19 protein-coding genes and 1 tRNA gene are annotated in these 17,470 nt (G+C 64.2%); 18 read left to right on the plus strand and 2 right to left on the minus strand.

The features are described 5' to 3' along the window. Positions 1 to 117 precede the first annotated feature (117 nt). Positions 118 to 207, minus strand: a tRNA-Ser gene (locus KM031_RS14600). A 282-nt stretch (positions 208 to 489) separates the two neighbouring features. On the opposite strand from KM031_RS14600, the gene KM031_RS14605 reads away from it, so the two are divergent. The 8 genes from KM031_RS14605 (at position 490) to KM031_RS14640 (ending at position 7,634) form a co-directional block, all read left to right on the plus strand. Beyond that, on the plus strand, positions 490 to 1,386 hold the full coding sequence (locus tag KM031_RS14605) for a DUF2059 domain-containing protein (protein ID WP_215506722.1): 897 nt from the start codon (positions 490 to 492) through the stop codon (positions 1,384 to 1,386). A 207-nt stretch (positions 1,387 to 1,593) separates the two neighbouring features. Then, entirely contained in the window at positions 1,594 to 2,049 is a 456-nt protein-coding gene (gene rplU / locus KM031_RS14610; protein ID WP_215506720.1) for a 50S ribosomal protein L21, read from the plus strand. 13 nt (positions 2,050 to 2,062) lie between these two features. After that, positions 2,063 to 2,332, plus strand: coding sequence for a 50S ribosomal protein L27 (gene rpmA, locus KM031_RS14615; protein ID WP_215506718.1), 270 nt, complete (start codon positions 2,063 to 2,065; stop codon positions 2,330 to 2,332). Positions 2,333 to 2,897: 565 nt separating this feature from the next. Further along, on the plus strand, positions 2,898 to 3,500 hold the full coding sequence (locus KM031_RS14620) for a GNAT family N-acetyltransferase (protein WP_370879046.1): 603 nt from the start codon (positions 2,898 to 2,900) through the stop codon (positions 3,498 to 3,500). A 60-nt stretch (positions 3,501 to 3,560) separates the two neighbouring features. After that, positions 3,561 to 4,067 carry a GNAT family N-acetyltransferase gene (locus KM031_RS14625; protein ID WP_215506716.1) on the plus strand — a complete coding sequence of 169 codons (507 nt, stop codon included), beginning with the start codon at positions 3,561 to 3,563 and terminating at the stop codon, positions 4,065 to 4,067. Between the two features lie 100 nt (positions 4,068 to 4,167). Next, a complete protein-coding gene (gene obgE, locus KM031_RS14630; protein WP_215506714.1) occupies positions 4,168 to 5,199 on the plus strand; it encodes a GTPase ObgE in 1,032 nt (343 codons plus the stop codon). Continuing rightward, a complete protein-coding gene (proB, locus tag KM031_RS14635; protein WP_215506743.1) occupies positions 5,199 to 6,314 on the plus strand; it encodes a glutamate 5-kinase in 1,116 nt (371 codons plus the stop codon). Before obgE ends, proB begins: the two co-directional genes overlap by 1 nt. 63 nt (positions 6,315 to 6,377) lie before the next feature. Then, positions 6,378 to 7,634 (plus strand): glutamate-5-semialdehyde dehydrogenase, encoded by a 1,257-nt coding sequence (locus KM031_RS14640; RefSeq protein ID WP_371878995.1) that lies wholly within the window; start codon positions 6,378 to 6,380, stop codon positions 7,632 to 7,634. Positions 7,635 to 7,695: 61 nt separating this feature from the next. Here KM031_RS14640 and KM031_RS14645 read toward each other — a convergent pair whose 3' ends face one another. Further along, positions 7,696 to 8,292 (minus strand): histidine phosphotransferase family protein, encoded by a 597-nt coding sequence (locus tag KM031_RS14645; RefSeq protein ID WP_215506709.1) that lies wholly within the window; start codon positions 8,290 to 8,292, stop codon positions 7,696 to 7,698. A 45-nt stretch (positions 8,293 to 8,337) separates the two neighbouring features. Between KM031_RS14645 and KM031_RS14650 the strand changes: the two genes are divergently transcribed. From KM031_RS14650 to KM031_RS14695, 10 genes are all read left to right on the plus strand, one after another. Next, positions 8,338 to 8,523, plus strand: a complete 186-nt coding sequence (locus KM031_RS14650) for a DUF3553 domain-containing protein (protein ID WP_215506707.1) — start codon at positions 8,338 to 8,340, stop codon at positions 8,521 to 8,523. 148 nt (positions 8,524 to 8,671) lie between these two features. Beyond that, the gene (gene olsB / locus KM031_RS14655) at positions 8,672 to 9,457 is read left to right on the plus strand and encodes an L-ornithine N(alpha)-acyltransferase (protein WP_215506705.1); all 786 of its coding nucleotides are present in this window, start codon (positions 8,672 to 8,674) and stop codon (positions 9,455 to 9,457) included. Then, positions 9,454 to 10,281: a lyso-ornithine lipid O-acyltransferase gene (olsA, locus tag KM031_RS14660; RefSeq protein ID WP_215506703.1), complete on the plus strand. Its 828-nt coding sequence runs from the start codon at positions 9,454 to 9,456 to the stop codon at positions 10,279 to 10,281. Before olsB ends, olsA begins: the two co-directional genes overlap by 4 nt. Before the next feature lie 126 nt (positions 10,282 to 10,407). Beyond that, positions 10,408 to 11,088 (plus strand): GntR family transcriptional regulator, encoded by a 681-nt coding sequence (locus KM031_RS14665; protein ID WP_215506701.1) that lies wholly within the window; start codon positions 10,408 to 10,410, stop codon positions 11,086 to 11,088. Then, complete coding sequence (locus tag KM031_RS14670; RefSeq protein WP_215506699.1) at positions 11,085 to 11,657, plus strand: hypothetical protein; 573 nt, start codon at positions 11,085 to 11,087, stop codon at positions 11,655 to 11,657. The genes KM031_RS14665 and KM031_RS14670 overlap by 4 nt, the downstream gene beginning before the upstream one ends. Positions 11,658 to 11,793: 136 nt before the next feature. Continuing rightward, positions 11,794 to 13,191, plus strand: a complete 1,398-nt coding sequence (locus tag KM031_RS14675; RefSeq protein WP_215506697.1) for an aspartate aminotransferase family protein — start codon at positions 11,794 to 11,796, stop codon at positions 13,189 to 13,191. Between the two features lie 295 nt (positions 13,192 to 13,486). Further along, positions 13,487 to 14,590 carry an ABC transporter substrate-binding protein gene (locus tag KM031_RS14680; protein WP_215506695.1) on the plus strand — a complete coding sequence of 368 codons (1,104 nt, stop codon included), beginning with the start codon at positions 13,487 to 13,489 and terminating at the stop codon, positions 14,588 to 14,590. A 91-nt stretch (positions 14,591 to 14,681) separates the two neighbouring features. Continuing rightward, positions 14,682 to 15,572, plus strand: coding sequence for an ABC transporter permease (locus tag KM031_RS14685; RefSeq protein WP_215506693.1), 891 nt, complete (start codon positions 14,682 to 14,684; stop codon positions 15,570 to 15,572). Further along, positions 15,569 to 16,360 (plus strand): ABC transporter permease, encoded by a 792-nt coding sequence (locus tag KM031_RS14690; RefSeq protein WP_215506691.1) that lies wholly within the window; start codon positions 15,569 to 15,571, stop codon positions 16,358 to 16,360. The genes KM031_RS14685 and KM031_RS14690 overlap by 4 nt, the downstream gene beginning before the upstream one ends. Next, the gene (locus KM031_RS14695; RefSeq protein WP_215506689.1) at positions 16,360 to 17,409 is read left to right on the plus strand and encodes an ABC transporter ATP-binding protein; all 1,050 of its coding nucleotides are present in this window, start codon (positions 16,360 to 16,362) and stop codon (positions 17,407 to 17,409) included. The genes KM031_RS14690 and KM031_RS14695 overlap by 1 nt, the downstream gene beginning before the upstream one ends. Positions 17,410 to 17,470: the final 61 nt, after the last annotated feature.

The following is a 17,470-nucleotide window of genomic DNA, read 5'->3' on the forward strand; positions in this document are numbered from 1 at the left end:
TCTGGGGCGGGCTGGTACCGGTCGTCGTGTGACGGATAGGGCCTATTTTAGGCCAGCAGAGTGAATAGGTCAGCTCATCGCTTCAGCATGGGTCTTGCTGTCATCACTGGGGGATAATGGCGGAGAGACAGGGATTCGAACCCTGGGTCGGCGCAAACCGACAACGGTTTTCGAGACCGCCGCATTCGACCACTCTGCCACCTCTCCGCGTCAGGGGTCTTCGTGAGGCGGGGATTTAGCGAAGCTTCGCGGGGCTTGCAAGCCCATTCGGCGGTTTCTTTTTACAGATCTGATAGAAAGGCGAATATCAGGGTGACGGGCTGTGGCGTGGGGGGACGGAGCGGGCGACGACATGCCGGTTTTGTGTCCCTCTGACAGCGTCAACGCAGCGTGGCACACGAAAAATTTTACCGGCCAAAGCTGGCGCGGCCTGACGCGAGGGGTTAGCTCTGGGCAAACCGCTGCGGGCGGGTGTTGCCGGAGGATATCATGGGTCACGGGTCTTTTCTGCGTCTGTCTGTGCTGGCAGCGATGCTGGCGGCCTCTGCCCTGACCCCGGTGGCGGGGGCGCGTGCTGAAGGGGTGGTGCCGCCCGCGTCGCAATCCGCCCCGGCGGATGCCCGTGCCGCGATTCTGCATCTGTCAGAGGTGATGCAGATGGGCGGTGTGGTCGAGGTGATGCGCGCCGAAGGCATGGATTATGGCACGCTGCTGCGGGACGAGATGTTTCCGGGCAAGGGCGGTTCGGAATGGGCGGCGACGGTGGCGTTGACCTATGATCCCGCGCGGATGCGGGCGGAGTTCGAGGACAAGCTGGTGGCCGAATTGCTGGCCTCGCCCGAAACGGTGCAGGTGGGGCTGGCGTTCTTTGGCGATGCGCGCGGCCAGAAGATCCTGTCGCTGGAGCTGGAGGCGCGCCGCGCGCTGATGGATGACGCGGCGGAGGCGGCGGCCAAGGCGGCTGTGGCCGATATGGAGGCCGAAGGCTCGCCACGGCTCGACGCGCTGCGCCGCTTTGCTGCGGCGAATGATCTGGTGGAAATGAATGTGATGGGGGCGCTGAACGCCAATCTGGCGTTCTACAAGGGTCTGTCGGCGGGTGGCGCCTTCGGGTCGGCGATGACCGAAGAGGATATGCTGGCCGATGTCTGGGGCCAGGAGGCCGATGTCCGGGCCGAAACGGAAGAATGGCTGTGGTCCTATCTGTCGCTGGCCTATCAGCCGCTGTCGGACGAGGAATTGCAGGCCTATCACGATTTTTCCGAAACGCCGGAAGGGCAGAAGCTGAATGCGGCGGTGTTCGCAGCCTTTGATGTCAGCTTTGTGCGGATCAGCGAAGATCTGGGCCGGGCGGCGGCGCGGGCGATGCAGGGCGAGGATATCTGAGGGCCGGGCGCCGCGCGCCAGAACTGTTCTTGACAGCGCGGCCCCGATCCCTGATAAGCCCGCATCCCGGAGAGGCGCGAGTCTGTCTGGGGTATTTCTTTTGTAACGTCCCGATGCGGGGCGCGCTGTCCGAGGCGGGGAAACCCACAAACTTGATCCGGCAACGGGGCAGGCCACAGGATGCGGAAACCTTGGAAGGAAAGACCCATGTTCGCGGTCCTCAAGACAGGCGGCAAGCAATACAAAGTGCAGGCTGGTGACATCCTGCGCGTTGAAAAGCTCGCTGCAAATGCTGGCGACAAAGTCCAGTTCAATGAAATTCTGATGGTTGGCGGCGAAACCGTCACGCTCGGCGTGCCGACCGTGGCCGGTGCTGCGGTGCAGGCCGAAGTGATCGCCCAGATCAAGGGCGAGAAGGTCATCCATTTCGTCAAGCGTCGCCGCAAGCACAGCTCGCAGCGCACCAAAGGCCACCGTCAGCAGCTGACCCTGCTGCGCGTGACCGACGTCCTGGCCACCGGCGCAGATGCCACCGGCGTTCTGGCTGCCACCGGCACCGCCGATGCACGCCGCGCCGCCCACAACGCTTCGGCTGCTCCGGCGGCAGAGGCACCCGCAAAGCCGAAGCGCGCCCGCAAGGCCGCTGACGCCGCAGCCGAATAAGGAGGAGCACCCCATGGCACATAAAAAGGCAGGCGGTTCGTCCCGCAACGGTCGTGACTCGGCTGGTCGTCGTCTTGGCGTGAAGCTCTATGGCGGCCAGGCTGCCATTCCGGGCAACATCATCGTGCGTCAGCGCGGCACCACCTTCTTCCCGGGCAACGGCGTCGGCATGGGTGTGGATCACACCATTTTCGCCACCGTCGAAGGCAAGGTGAACTTCAAGAAGGGCCTCAAGGGCCGCACCTTCATTTCGGTTCTCCCAGTTGCGGAGGCGGCCGAATAAGCCGAACCTTTACAGGTTGACTTGTAAACGGGGGATCGGCTGCAAAGCCGGTCCCTTTTCCATTTCCGGGGTCTTTGTCCGGGGCGGGGGATCGGCGCAGGCGGTGGGGCAAACCCGCCGCATCACGCGGATGTCAGGATCAGACCCATGTTTTTTGCGATCACTGTCGGCACGGATTTTCCGGCACCTGGCCTAGCGCCGGGGGCAGTTTTGCACGGTTTCGGGATGGCGTATTCCGCCCCATCCCCCTTGCCGCTGTCGGCTGGGCATCCCACCTCTGACCTGATGCTGCCGGATGCGGCGGTGGTTGTGCGGGCGAAGGTGGCGGGCTATGCACGCGCAAAAGTTGTGATGCGCCGATGCGCCCGTGACTCCATTCATGCGACAAAGGCGGTGACATGACGGCCCGCGCCATGCTTTCGCCAGACGCGAAAGGAAATCGTCATTGTTCTGCCTCAGGACTATGGCAGGACGGAAGTGAATTCCCATTTAACAAGATGGGATTGAAAGGTGACAGGGGGCGGGCCGCAGGCACGCTCTCCATGCGCTTCGAAGGAGGGAAGCCATGACGTTGGACGTGACAGGTATGGATCGGATTGCAGCAGAGGCCGGGGTCATCGGCTTTGGCCAGACCCATGAGGGGCAGATCGGGGCGGGCCGTTTCGTGCTGCGCCCGGTGCGCAAATCCGATGCCGGTCTGTTTGCCATGTATGCGGGCGACCGCCGCGTGGCCGAGGCGACCCGCTCCATCCCGCATCCGCTGCCGCCCGGTGCGGCAGAAGCGTTTGTGACACGGGCCACCTCGGGCAAGGGGGCCGAGGATGTCTGGGTTCTGGACGGGTCTGCCACCGGGCTTGCCGAAGTGCTGGGCGTCATCAGCCTCAAGCGGATGGACGAGACGAAATATGATCGCGGCCAGAGCGAGATCGGCTATTGGGTCGCCCCGGCGTTCTGGAACACTGGCTTTGCCTCCGAGGCGGTGCGGGCGCTGGTGATGGCCAATCCGCAGGGCAACCGCACGATCTTTGCCGAGGTGTTTCAGGACAACCCGGGCTCGGCGCGGGTGCTGACCAATGCGGGCTTCCAGTATCTGGGCGATGCCGAGACCTTCAGCGTGGCGCGCAACAACCGCGTGCCCACTTGGACCTATCTGCGCAAGCTGGATTGACCGTGACCGAAGGGGCAGGCTCTGCCTGCCCCCGCGATGCCGCAACAGGCAGGAGAGACCATGCAGATCCGTGAGGCCTGCGCCGAAGATGCCGGGGGACTGGCCGCGATTTACAATGACGCCGTGCGCCACACCACTGCCATCCTGATGGAGGGCGAGGTGGATGCGGCGAACCGCATCGCCTGGATGCAGGCGCGGCAGGCCATGGGCTATCCTGTGCTGGTGGCGGCAGAGGCCGGGCAGGTGCTGGGCTATGCCAGCTTTGGCGACTGGCGGCCCTTTGACGGCTTTCGGGGCACGGTGGAAAACTCGGTCTATGTGCATCCCGAGGCGCGGGGCCGGGGGGTGGCGGCGGCGCTGATGCCCGCGCTGATCGCGGCGGCGCGGGGCTGCGGCAAACACATGATCGTGGCCGCGATCACCTCGGAAAACGCGGCCTCGCTGGCGCTGCACCACCGGCACGGCTTTGTGCAATCGGCGCATATGCGGCAGGTCGGGCAGAAGTTCGGGCGCTGGCTGGACCTGATCTTCATGGAATTGCGGCTGGACGACCGACCACAGCCCTGAGAAAAGGCCTGTTTCCTCAGGCCGCAGCCATCGCTGCGCTTGAACCCGGCGCTTTCCGGGGCTATCGCCATTGCCAATCGTTTTCCAAAGGGCTGATGCCATGAAATTCCTCGACCTCTGCAAAGTCTATATCCGCTCGGGCGGCGGCGGTGGCGGGTGCGTGTCGTTCCGGCGCGAGAAATTCATCGAATTCGGCGGGCCGGATGGCGGCGATGGTGGCAATGGCGGCTCGGTCTGGGCCGAGGCGGTCGACGGGCTGAACACGCTGATCGACTTCCGCTATCAGCAGCATTTCTTTGCCAAATCGGGCCAGCCCGGCATGGGCAGCCAGCGCACCGGCAAGACCGGCGATGACATCGTGCTGCGGGTGCCGGTGGGCACCGAAATCATCGACGAGGACGAAGAAACCGTCCTCGCCGATCTGACCGTGGTGGGGCAGCGGGTGCTGCTGGCCAAGGGCGGCAATGGTGGCTGGGGCAACCTTGCGTTCAAATCCTCGACCAACCGCAGCCCGAGCCGCGCCAATCCGGGGCAGGAGGGGGTGGAGCGCACCATCTGGCTGCGGCTGAAGCTGATCGCGGATGCCGGGCTGCTGGGCCTGCCCAATGCCGGCAAATCCACCTTCCTCGCCTCGGTCTCCAATGCCCGGCCGAAGATTGCCGATTACCCCTTTACCACCCTCGTGCCCAATCTGGGCGTGGTGGGCGTGGATGGCCATGAATTCGTGATGGCCGATATTCCGGGGCTGATCGAGGGCGCTTCCGAAGGGCGGGGCCTTGGCACGCAGTTTCTGGCGCATGTGGAGCGCTGTTCGGTGCTGCTGCATCTGGTCGATGGCACCTCCAGCACCATCACCAAGGATTACCGGACCATCGTGCAGGAGCTTGAGAATTACGCCGAGGAGCTGGCCGACAAGCCGCGCGTTCTGGCGATGAACAAGATCGACGCGCTGGACAAGAAGACGATTTCCACCCGCAAGAAGGCGCTGGAAAAGGCCTCGGGCGGGCCGGTGCATCTGATTTCCGGCGTGTCGCGCGAAGGGCTGATGGATGTGCTGCGGGTACTGCACGCCGAAATTCTGGCAGATCGCAAGGCACAACAACCCCAGGAGACGACGCCTTGGCAACCCTGATGACGCATCCCGCGCCCGATGTGCGCATGGCGCGGCGTCTGGTGATCAAGATCGGCTCGGCCCTGCTGGTGGACCGCAAAACGGGCCTGCGGCAGGGCTGGTTGTCGGCGCTGGCCATGGATGTGGCCGAAGCGAAGGTGCGCGGCGCCGATGTGGTGCTGGTCTCGTCCGGCTCCATCGCGCTGGGGCGGATCGTGCTGGGCCTGCCTGCCGGGCCGCTGACTCTGGAACAAAGCCAGGCGGCGGCGGCGGTCGGGCAGATCCGGCTGGCCCGCGCCTATGAAGAGGTTCTGGCGCCGCATGGCATCACCACCGGGCAGGTGCTGGTGACGCTGGAAGATACCGAGGACCGGCGGCGGTATCTGAACAGCCGCGCCACGATGGAAACCCTGCTGGGTCTGGGCGTGGTGCCGATCGTCAACGAGAATGACACCGTGGCCACCGATGAGATCCGCTTTGGCGACAATGACCGTCTGGCGGCGCAGATCGCAGTGACCGCGGGGGCGGATCAGCTGATCCTGCTGTCGGATGTGGATGGCTTCTATTCGGCCAATCCGAAGGAGGATCCGACCGCGGTGCGCTTTGATCTGGTCGAGGCCATCACCCCCGAGATCGAGGCAATGGCGGGCGATCCGATTTCCGGCCTGTCGAAGGGCGGCATGAAGACCAAGCTGATGGCGGCCAAGACCGCCGTGGCCGGCGGCTGTGCCATGGCGATCATGGAAGGCTCGGTGCTGCGGCCATTGAAGGCGCTGGCCGAGGGCGCGAACCGCACCTGGTTCGTGGCGCAGGCCGACCCGCAGCTGGCGCGCAAGCGCTGGATCAATGCGATGAAGGAAAAGGGCCGGATCCGGGTGGATGCCGGGGCCGTTGCCGCGTTGCGGTCGGGCAAGAGCCTGCTGCCGGCGGGCGTGGTCGAGGTGCAGGGCAGCTTTGGCCGGGGCGAGCCGGTGGGCATCCTTGGCCCCTCGGGCGAGGCTTTGGGCAAGGGGCTGATCCGCTATACGTCCGATGAGGCGCGGGCGATTGCCGGGCATCGGTCGGGCGATATTGCCGGGATCCTCGGCTATCAGGGGCGGGCCGCGCTGATCCACCGGGATGACATGGTGTTCTAGCGCGACCGGGGGTTTCACACCGGACCCCCGTGGGATATTTTTGCCAAGATGAAAGGGCAGGCGATGGAAGACGTAGGCAAGCTGATGCGCGAGATCGGGGTCAAGGCCCGCGAGGCGGCGGCGGAGCTTGCGTTTGCGCCAGCCGAGGCCAAGGCGGCGGCGCTGGAGGCGGCAGCCGAGGCCGTCTGGGCGGGGCGCGCCACGATCATCGCGGCCAATGAGCGGGATCTGCAGTTCGGGCGCGACAAGGGCCTGTCGGCGGCGATGATGGACCGACTGATGCTGGACGAGGCGCGGATCGGCGGCATTGTGGCGGCGCTGCGCGCGGTGGCAGCCCAGCCGGATCCGGTTGGCCGGGTGCTGGCCGAATGGGACCGCCCGACCGGCCTGCATATTCAGCGCGTGGCGACACCTTTGGGGGTGGTCGGCGTCATCTATGAAAGCCGTCCGAATGTGACGGCGGATGCGGGGGCGCTCTGCCTCAAGGCCGGCAATGCGGTGATCCTGCGCGGTGGCAGCGAAAGTTTCCATTCTTCGGCGGCGATCCATGCGTGCATGGTGGCTGGGTTGCGCGCGGCGGGCCTGCCTGAGGCGGCGGTGCAGCTGGTGCCCACGCGCGACCGCGCCGCCGTGACTGCGATGTTGCAGGCGGTGGAATTCATTGACGTGATCGTGCCGCGTGGCGGCAAGGGGCTGGTTGGTCTGGTCCAGCGCGAGGCGCGGGTGCCGGTCTTTGCGCATCTGGAGGGCATCTGTCATGTCTATGCCGATGGCGGTGCCGATCTGGAAAAGGCGCGCCGTGTGGTGCTGAATGCCAAGACCCGCCGCACCGGGATTTGCGGATCGGCGGAATGTCTGCTGATCGACCGCGCGTTTTATGCGCAACACGGGGCCGTGCTGATCGAGGATCTGCTGGTGGCGGGGGTCGAGGTGCGGGCCGAGGGCGAGCTGGCGGCGCTGCCGGGGGTCACCGCAGCGCAGCCGGGCGATTTCGGCTGTGAGTTCCTTGACATGATCATCGCGGTCAAGCTGGTGGATGGGGTGGATGGCGCGATTGCGCATATCCGCCACTATGGATCGAACCATACCGAAAGCATCCTGACCGAGGATGATGCGGTGGCGGCGCGGTTTTTCCAGCGTCTCGATTCCGCGATCCTGATGCGTAATGCCTCCACCCAGTTTGCTGATGGCGGCGAGTTTGGCATGGGCGGCGAGATCGGCATTGCTACCGGCAAGATGCACGCGCGCGGGCCGGTCGGGGCGGAGCAACTGACCTCGTTCAAATATCTTGTAACCGGCGATGGCACGGTGCGCGCCTGAGGCACCGCGCCCCCCGCAGGCAGCTGCGGGGGGGGCCTGTTCCGTCAGGGGTTGGCGGCGATCAGAAGCTCAGCCGGATTTCACCGTCGCGAATTTCGACCAGCAGGCTGCGGCCAAGGCGGCTAAGCTCTTCTGGCAGCAGGGCAAAATGAACCTGGGCCGCACTGACCTCGAACCGGGCGGCGGGGTTGGACAGCACCTCCCACAGATCGGGGTCGATTTTCATGCGGGGCGCGGTGCCGGTCAGCACGCAGCGGGTTTCGCTGCGTTCGATGCTGATGCGCCCGCCATAGGCCATCGCGGTTTCAAGGCACATGAACAGCAGGAAGGCGATCTTGACTTCGTGTCGGGGCAGGTCTGTCGGGCCGGACCAATCGACCGACAGCCGCCCGCCGCGGGTCAGATCTGCCAGAATGGCCTGCACCTCGGGGCGGCCGATCCGCTGATCGGCGGAGGAAGCGCCAAAGCCGATGCGGAAGAAGCGGATGCGCGCGCTGGCATTGGCCACGCTTTCGGCAATCAGTGCAATTTCGGGGCCTTTGGTCGCGCCATCCATGATCAGCAACTCCACCCCATTGCCGATGGCCCCGATGGGGCTGATAAGATCATGGCAGATTCGGGAGCCGAGAAGGGCGTTCAGGTCGGTGCGGTCTGACATTCTGGCTCCGGTAGCGCGGCGCGCGGGCACGAGGGATGAAAACGGATGGATCAGGGACTCAACGCATTACTGGAGCCGGGCATGATGGTCCGTCATCCGATCGAGGCGGATTGGGGACTGGGCCAGGTGCAATCGAACATAGGCACGCGGATCACTGTCAATTTTGAACATCGCGGCAAGGTCGTAATTGACGGTCGGCAGGTGGCCTTGGTCCGCGTGTTCGATTACTGACCGCAGCATAGGACAGGGGGCGGGGCGTTTTCAACCCCGGATTGCATGACCTGATCCGGGCAGGCGCGTTCGGGGGAGTGCCTTGCATTGGCGCGGGCCTGCCCCTAAGACCGGACCGGAACCAAAACAGCGCGGAGGCACGGCAGGCATGACGGAGGAGACACCATCCTTCGCGCTGCGATTGGCGGCCGATGCCCGCGATCTGCGCGCGGCGCAACGCCTGCGCTATGAGGTGTTCGTGGGCGAGATGGGCAGTGACGGCCCGATGGTGGATCATGCGGCGCGGCTGGAATGTGATGAGTTCGATGCGCTGTGTGACCATCTGTTGCTGATCGACCCGCGGCGCGATGCGCAGGCCTTGCAGGATGTGGTTGGTGTCTACCGGCTGTTGCCGGGCGACCGTCTGGTGCCGGGGCAGGAATTCTATTCGGAACAGGAATATGACCTGACGGCGCTGCGCGGCAGCGGGCGGCGTCTGCTGGAACTGGGCCGGTCCTGCGTGCATCCAGATTATCGCGGCGGGGCGGCGATGATGCTGATGTGGAACCATCTGGCCGAATATGTGCTGGAGCGCGGGGTGGAGCTGATGTTCGGCACGGCGTCGTTTCCGGGCACGGATGTGGCGGCGCTGGCGCAGCCGCTGGGCTATCTGTGGCACAACCATCTGGCTCCCGAAAGCCTGCGCGCCGAGGCCCGTGCGCCGCATCGCGTGGCGATGGGCGATCTGCCGCCCGAGGCGATTGACCGCCGTGCTGCCATGCAGGCCACCCCGGCGCTGATCAAGGCCTATCTGCGGTTGGGCGGTTTTGTCGGGGATGGGGCCTGGGTCGACCATGCCTTCAACACCACGGATGTTCTGCTGGTGATGGATACGGCGCGCATGTCCCTGAAACACCGCGACTATTACACCCGCCGGCAAGGAGAGGGCGCATGAGCGACTGGACCCAATCGCGCATGGAGGTGCCGCGCGTCGGCCCCTTGGGCTGGCTGCTGGTGGCGCTGCGTGGCACGGCGCTTGCGCTTGTCACCTATGGCTGCCTGCTGCTGTTCCTGCTGGTGCGGCTGCTGGAGCGCCCCTTGTTCGGGCTGGCGCGCCCCTGGACCCCCTATATCACCCAAGGCGTCTGCCGCAGCGCGCTGTTCATCATGGGCTTTGGTTACAGCGTGCGGGGGCGGCCGATGGCCGAGCGCGGCGCGATTGTCGCCAATCATGTGGGCTGGATGGATATCTTCACGCTCAACGCCGCCGACCGGGTGTATTTCGTGTCGAAGGATGATGTGGCGGATTGGCCGGGTATCGGCATTCTGGCGCGCGTCACCGGCACCATGTTCATCGCCCGCAAAAGCACCGAGGCGAAGGTGCAGCAGCAGATGATGGAGGACCGGCTGCGCGCCGGGCATCGGTTGCTGTTTTTCCCCGAGGGCACCTCGACCGATTCCATCCGGGTTCTGCCGTTCAAGACGCCGTTGTTTCAGGCGTTTTTCACCCATGGGCTGGACCGGGTGATGTATATTCAGCCGGTGACCGTGGTTTATCACGCGCCGCTGGGCCGCGATCCGCGTTATTACGGCTGGTGGTCGGACATGAGCTTTGCTGCGCATCTGCTGATGGTGCTGGCCACGCCACGACAGGGCCGGGTGGAGGTGCTGTTTCACCCGCCGGTGCCGGTGGACGGGTTCGAGAACCGCAAGCAGCTGGCGGCCTATTGCGAAACGGTGATCCGCACTGCGCATCCGCTGGCAGGCCCGCGTGGGTAGGCGGGCGCAGTCGGCCTCTGGCGCAATATGCGACGAAATTGCGACGCGGGCGGCAGCGCCGCTGCGGATGACTTGATCAAATCCATGCTCGCCCCATATGGTGCGGCCAGATGCGGAGGGGTGTTCATGGATGATGTGACGGCAGGGCAGGCAGAGGCGGCGCGCAAGGTGCCGACCCATGAGGTGACCTATGGCCGTCTGCGCGACATGGTGCTGTTCGGTGCTTTGGCACCGGGGCAGGCCGTGACCATTCAGGGCCTGATCCGCGATCTGGACGCCGGCATGACCCCGGTGCGCGAGGCGATCCGGCGCCTCACCGCCGAAGGGGCGCTGGTGTTGCAGGGCAACCGCCGGGTCAGCGTGCCAAAAATGACCCTGGCCTTGCTGGACCAGTTAGGCTATGCGCGCCTTGCCATCGAGCCGAAACTGGCCGAACTGGCCTGTGCGCGGCTGACGCCCGAACGTATCGCGCGGCTGGTGGCGATTGATGCGCTGATCGAACCGGCCATTCATGCGGGTGATGTGCAGGCCTATCTGGCCCAGAACCACGCCTTCCACTTCACACTGTATGAAGCAGCCGAGGCGGCGGCGCTGGAAGATATTGCGCGCTCGCTGTGGCTGCGCTTCGGCCCGTCGCTGCGGGTGGTTTGCGGGCGCTATATCAGCTCCGGCCTGCCGGACCGCCATGCCGAGGCGCTGGCCGCCATGCAGGCGGGCGATGCCGCAGCGCTGGTGCGCGCCATGCAGGAAGATATTGCGCAGGGTCTGGAACAGGTCCGCGCGGCGCTGGCGGCGGGTGAGTTTTGAACCGGGCGCGGGCAGGGCTTCTGGGGGTTGCGGTCTGCATCGCCGGACCGGCGCAGGCCGACGCGGTGCTGCAAGGGCAGGCGGCGTGGCGGGTTCTGCCCGCACTCTATGCGCAATGCGCCCAGCACGCATCGCGCTACAGAACCCCGACGGGGGAGGGGCTGCCGTCGTGCTTTGCAACCTATCTCACCTCTCATGACGAAACCGAGCTGTGCGGCATCCCCTTGTCGCTGCAGGCAATCTACACGGATCGTGAAAGCGGCGCAGAGACGCTGGCGGCCTGCCTGCCCAAGATCCTGTTCGGGGATATGCCGGTGCGGGTTGAACGGGTCAGACTTCAGCCCAAGCCTGCTGCGGCAAGAGAGGCGGATGGGCCTTGGCAGTTTTCCTTTACCTTCGAGGTGCAGGATGACTGTGCGCAAGCGGCCAGACTGAAAGTGGTGCTGAACGCGACCGAGGATGAGAGTTCGGTTCTGGTGGTGGGCCGGGTGCCGTGGGACTGCGTGGTGCAGGGGCATCTGGCCTTGGCAGAGATGCGTCCGACCGATGCCCTGCCAGTGCCTGACTAAGCTGCGTCAGGCCCGAAATACGTTGACGTATTAATTTGATCAAATTGTTGCGCCGCCCTGCGGAACCGCCTATGCTGTCCGGGTAACGTGGTGTCGAATCCCTTGCGGGGTCCACCGGAACCCGAACGAGGCTGACATGAACAAGATCACCAATCACCTGCCCACGGCCGAGCTTCAGGCGCTGGATGCGGCCCACCATATGCACCCGTTCACCTCGGACGGCGAACTGGCCAAGAAGGGCGTGCGGGTGATCACCGGGGCCAAGGGGGTCTGGCTGAAGGATAGCGAAGGCAACCGGATCATCGACGGCATGGCCGGGCTGTGGTGTGTGAATGTCGGGTATGGCCGTCACGAACTGGCGCAGGCTGCCGCGCGTCAGATCGAAGAGCTGAGCTATTACAACACCTTCTTCATGACAACGCATGTGCCCGCCATCGCGCTGGCCGCCAAGCTGGCCGAACTGGCCCCCGGCGATCTGAACCATGTGTTCTTCGCTTCTTCGGGGTCCGAGGCCAATGATACCAATATCCGCCTCGTGCGCCGCTATTGGGAAATCAAGGGCCAGCCGGAAAAGCGTGTGATCATCGCCCGCAAGAACGGCTACCACGGCTCCACCATGGGCGGCGGTTCGCTGGGCGGCATGACCTATATCCATGCGGCGGGTGGCAAGATCGACGGGATCGAACATATCGGCCAGCCGCATTGGTGGGCCGAGGGCGGCGACATGACGCCCGAAGACCTCGGCCTGCTGCGCGCGCGCGAGCTGGAAGAGAAGATCCTTGAACTGGGCGTGGACAAGGTTGCCGCCTTCATCGGCGAGGCGGTGCAGGGGGCCGGCGGCGTGATCATTCCGCCCAGCACCTATTGGCCGGAAATCCAGCGCATCTGTGACAAATACGGCATCCTGCTGATCGTGGACGAGGTGATCACCGGATTTGGCCGCACCGGAAACTGGTTCGGCAGCCAGACCTATGGCATCAAGCCGCATATCATGACCATCGCCAAGGGCCTGTCCTCCGGCTATCAGCCGATCGGCGGCTCGATCGTCTGTGACGAGATCGCGCATGTGATCGGCAATGCCGAGGATGACTTCAACCACGGCTATACCTATTCCGGGCATCCGGTGGCGGCAGCGGTAGCGCTGGAGAATCTGCGGATCATCGAGGAAGAGAACATCATCGGCCATGTGCGCGATGTGGCGCATCCCTATCTGGCCGAACGCTGGCACGCGCTGGCCGATCATCCGATGGTGGGGCAGACCAATCTTGTCGGCCTGATGGGCTCGCTGGTGCTGACGCCGAACAAGGCGACCCGTGCGCGCTTTGCGGGCAAGCAGGGCACCATCGGCTTCCGGGTGCGCGAGCGTTGCTTCAAGAACAATCTGATCATGCGCCATGTCTATGACCGCATGATCATCTCGCCGCCGCTGACCATCACGCCGGAAGAGATCGACGTGCTGATCGAACGGGCAAAACTGTCGCTGGACGAAGCCTATAAAGCGGTCAAGGATGAAGGTCTGTTCGTGGCCGAATGAGGCTGCGGCAATAGCACAGTGATTCGGGGATTCGCGCGTAAGCGAACCCTTCCGGGGCCGATCAACGGGCGCGATCTTTCGCGCCCGTTTCCTTTTGCGGCGCTTTGCGCCTGTAAAGGATCGTTCCGCGCGAAAAATCATGAAGAAAATGTAACAGCCATGTAACCGACTCGTTGCGCGGTGGAATTTTCCGCGCTTAGATCAGTGGGGCGGGCAGTTCCATCAAACTGTCACACGACAAGAATAAGACGGAAAAGTCACGAAACCGGGCATCCTGTGCCCAAGGGAGATGAAGATGACGCTCACGAAATCCACCGCCGCGCTGACGCTGGCGGCTCTGCTGGCCTCCACCGGGTTGGTCAGCGCACAAAGCCTTGCCGAGATCGAAGCTGCGGCGAAGGCCGAAGGGATGCTGACCACCATCGCGCTGCCGCACAGCTGGTGTGGCTATGGCGAAGTCATCGCCGGCTTCAAGGCGAAATACCCCGAAATTCAGGTGAACGAACTGAACCCGGATGCGGGTTCGGCTGACGAAGTGGAAGCGGTGAAGGCCAACAAGGACAACAAGGGCCCGCAAGCGCCGGACGTTGTCGATGTGGGTCTGTCGTTCGGGCCGTCGATGAAGGCCGAAGGCCTGCTTCAGCCCTACAAGGTCTCCACCTGGGACGAGATCCCCGACAGCATCAAGGATGCCGAAGGCTATTGGTATGGCGACTATTACGGCGTCATGTCCTTCCTCGTGAACAAGGATCTGGTGGCCAATACCCCGGCGGACTGGGCGGATCTGCTCAAGCCGGAATATGCAGGGCAGGTGGCGCTTGCCGGTGACCCGCGCGCCTCGAACCAGGCGATCCTCGCCGTTCTGGCCGCTGGCCTGTCGAAAGGGGCAGCCCCGGGCGAAGCCGCTGGCAAGGCCGGTCTGGAATACTTTGCCGAGGTCAACAAGGCAGGCAACTTCGTTCCGGTCATCGCCAAGGCAGGCACCGTGGCCCAGGGCGCAACCCCGATTGCCGTGATGTGGGACTATAACGCGCTGGCCGCCAAGGACGAACTGGCAGGCAACCCGCCGGTCGAAATCGTGGTTCCGGCGACGGGCGTTCTGGCCGGTGTCTATGTGCAGGGCATTTCGGCCTATGCACCGCATCCGAATGCCGCGAAACTCTGGATGGAATACCTCTATTCGGATGAAGGTCAGAACCTCTGGCTGAAGGGCTACTGCCACCCGGCGCGCTTCAACGCGATGGTCAAGGCTGGCAAGGTTCCGCAAGAGCTGATCGACGCGCTGCCGCCGGCCGCCGCCTATGAAGCCGCCGTCTTCCCGACGCTGGAAGAGGTGGATGGCAACAAGGCTGCCGTCACCGGCGGCTGGGATGCCGTTGTGGGCGCGAACGTCCAGTAACCGGACCTGATACCCCGGATGCCACCCCGGCCCGATCCGTTCGGGCCGGGGTGTGCGATATAATGATCCTCCAACAGGACAGCCTGACCGGATGACAACACCCCATGCCCCGCCGCCCCGCCGCCCGCTGCTGCACCGATTGCCGCTGACATGGCTGGGCATTCTGCCCTTCCTCATCTTTGTCACCCTGTTTCTGATCCTGCCGACGATGCATATCGTGATCGGCGCGTTTCAGACGCGGGAGGGCGGGTTCACCCTGCAGAACCTGCGGGATCTGAACACAGGCACCATTCCCTCGTCCTACTGGGTTTCGATCAAGATCAGCGCGGCCTCTGCCGCCCTGGGCTGTCTGATCGGCTTTGGCATGGCCGCCGCCGTGACCTTTGGCGCGGTGCCGCGCTGGATCAAGGCACCGCTGATGACGTTCTCGGGCGTTGCGTCGAATTTTGCCGGGGTGCCGCTGGCTTTTGCCTTTCTGGCGACCTTCGGGCCGGTGGGTCTGGTCACGCTGTTTTTGCGCAATAACTTCGGCATCGTGCTGAGCCGCGATCTGGGGTTCAACATCCTCAGCTTCTGGGGGCTGACCATCACCTATCTGTTCTTCCAGATCCCGCTGATGATCCTGATCATCACCCCGGCGCTGGAGGGGCTGAAACGGGAATGGCGCGAGGCGGCAGAGGTTCTGGGGGCCACCGGCGCGCAATACTGGCGCATGGTGGCGCTGCCGATCCTGTTTCCGTCATTGCTGGGCACCTTTGCGCTGCTGTTCGCCAATGCCTTCGGTGCGGTGGCAACCGCCATCGCGCTGACCGGATCGGGGCTGAACATTGTGCCGATCCAGCTGTTTGCGCAGATCCGCGGCGACGTGCTGGGCAACCCGAACCTCGGGTATGCCATGGCCTTCGGCATGATCGTGATCACCGGCATCGCCAATGTCCTTTATATCTGGCTGCGGATGCGCGCCGAAAGGTGGATGAAATGAGCCTTTGGGCGCGTCTCACAGGCTGGATCGTGGTGATCTTCGGCCTGATGTATTTCCTGATCCCGCTGATGGGGCTGACGGAGTTTTCGCTGAAAGCGCGGCGGGGCGTCTATTCGCTGGATGCCTATGCCAAGGTGATCGGCGACCCCGAGTTTCAGGCGACCTTCGGGTATTCGGTGTTCATGGCGCTGGTGACTATCGTGCTGGGCGTGCTGATCGTGGTTCCGACCGCCTTCTGGGTGCGGCTGAAGATGCCCTGGGCCCGGCCTTATGTCGAATTCATCACGCTGATGCCGCTGGTCATTCCGGCCATCGTCATCGTGTTCGGGTACATCCGGCTTTACAACACCTCGAGCTGGCTGCCGCTGACCGGATCGGCAATGGGCACCAATCTGCTGCTGGCCTTTGGCTATACCACGCTGGCGCTGCCCTATATGTATCGCGCGGTGGATACCGGGTTGCGCACGATTGACGTGGCAACGCTGACCGAGGCGGCGCAAAGCCTTGGTGCAGGCTGGGCCACCATTCTGGGCCGGGTGATCCTGCCCAATGTGCTGGTCGCGGTGCTGTCGGGCGCGTTTCTGACCTTCGCCATCGTGATCGGCGAATTCACCTTGGCCGCACTGCTCGACCGCCCGGCGTTCGGGCCATATCTGCAACGGATCGGGGCGAACAAACCGTATGAGCCTTTCGCGCTGGCGGTGATTTCCTTTGGTATCACCTGGGCCTGCATGGGGCTGATCCAGCTTGTCACCCGCTTCTCCAAACATACGAAAGCGCAACGCTGATGGCCTTTCTTGAGATTTCGCATCTGGAAAAATCCTTTGGTTCCAATCGGGTGGTGAAGGATTTCAACCTCGACGTGGAGAAGGGCGAGTTCATCTCGCTGCTCGGCCCTTCGGGCTGCGGCAAGACGACGGTGCTGCGCATGGTGGCGGGGTTTGAACATCCGTCGACCGGGGTGATCCGCATTGGCGGGGCCGATGTGGTGGGCAAACGCCCAAACCAGCGCAATATCGGCATGGTGTTTCAGGCCTATGCGCTGTTTCCCAATCTGACCGTGGCGCAGAATGTGGGCTTCGGACTGAAGATCAAGGGAATGGCCAAGGCGGCGATTGATGCCCGCGTGGCCGAGATGCTGGCGCTGATCGGCCTGCCCGATCTTGGCGCGCGCTATCCGTTCCAGCTGTCGGGCGGGCAACAACAGCGCGTCGCCCTGGCGCGGGCTTTGGCACCCAAGCCGCAGGTCTTGCTGCTGGACGAACCGCTGAGCGCGCTGGATGCCAAGGTCCGCGTGTCCTTGCGGACCGAGATCCGGGCGATTCAGCGCGATCTGGGCATCACCACGATCTTCGTGACCCATGATCAGGAAGAGGCGCTGTCGATTTCGGACCGGATCGTGGTGATGAATGGCGGCATTGCCGATCAGGTCGGATCCCCCTTCGAGATCTACAATCGTCCGACCACAAGATTCGTTGCGAATTTCGTCGGCCAGATCAATGCGTTCGAGGCCGAAGTTGATGTCGCCTCCGAAGGGCGCGTGCGCATGGCAGGGGTGCCGGTGCAACTGGCCGGGCCGGTGTCCGGCAGCCGCGTCACGCTGGCGACCCGCCCCGAGGCCCTGCATCTGGGCCGCACGGCGGGCAAGGATGTCGTCTTGCCTGCCACGGTGACAGAGGTGCATTTTCTGGGGTCGGTGATCCGGCTGCGCGCCGATGTGGCCGGGGTGTCGGTGGCGCTGGACACATTCAACCGTGCCGACCAGCCGCCGCCCGCCATCGGCGCGCCGGTAGAGCTGAGCCTTTCGTCGCGCGATCTGATCGTCTTGGGGGCCTGAGGCAGAAACACGGGTTGCGCCGGCAGGGCCGAATTGTCATGTCTATGGCAATGGGGGGCTG

Source organism: Gemmobacter fulvus (genome assembly GCF_018798885.1).
In the GTDB taxonomy this organism is placed as follows: Bacteria; Pseudomonadota; Alphaproteobacteria; order Rhodobacterales; family Rhodobacteraceae; genus Gemmobacter; species Gemmobacter fulvus.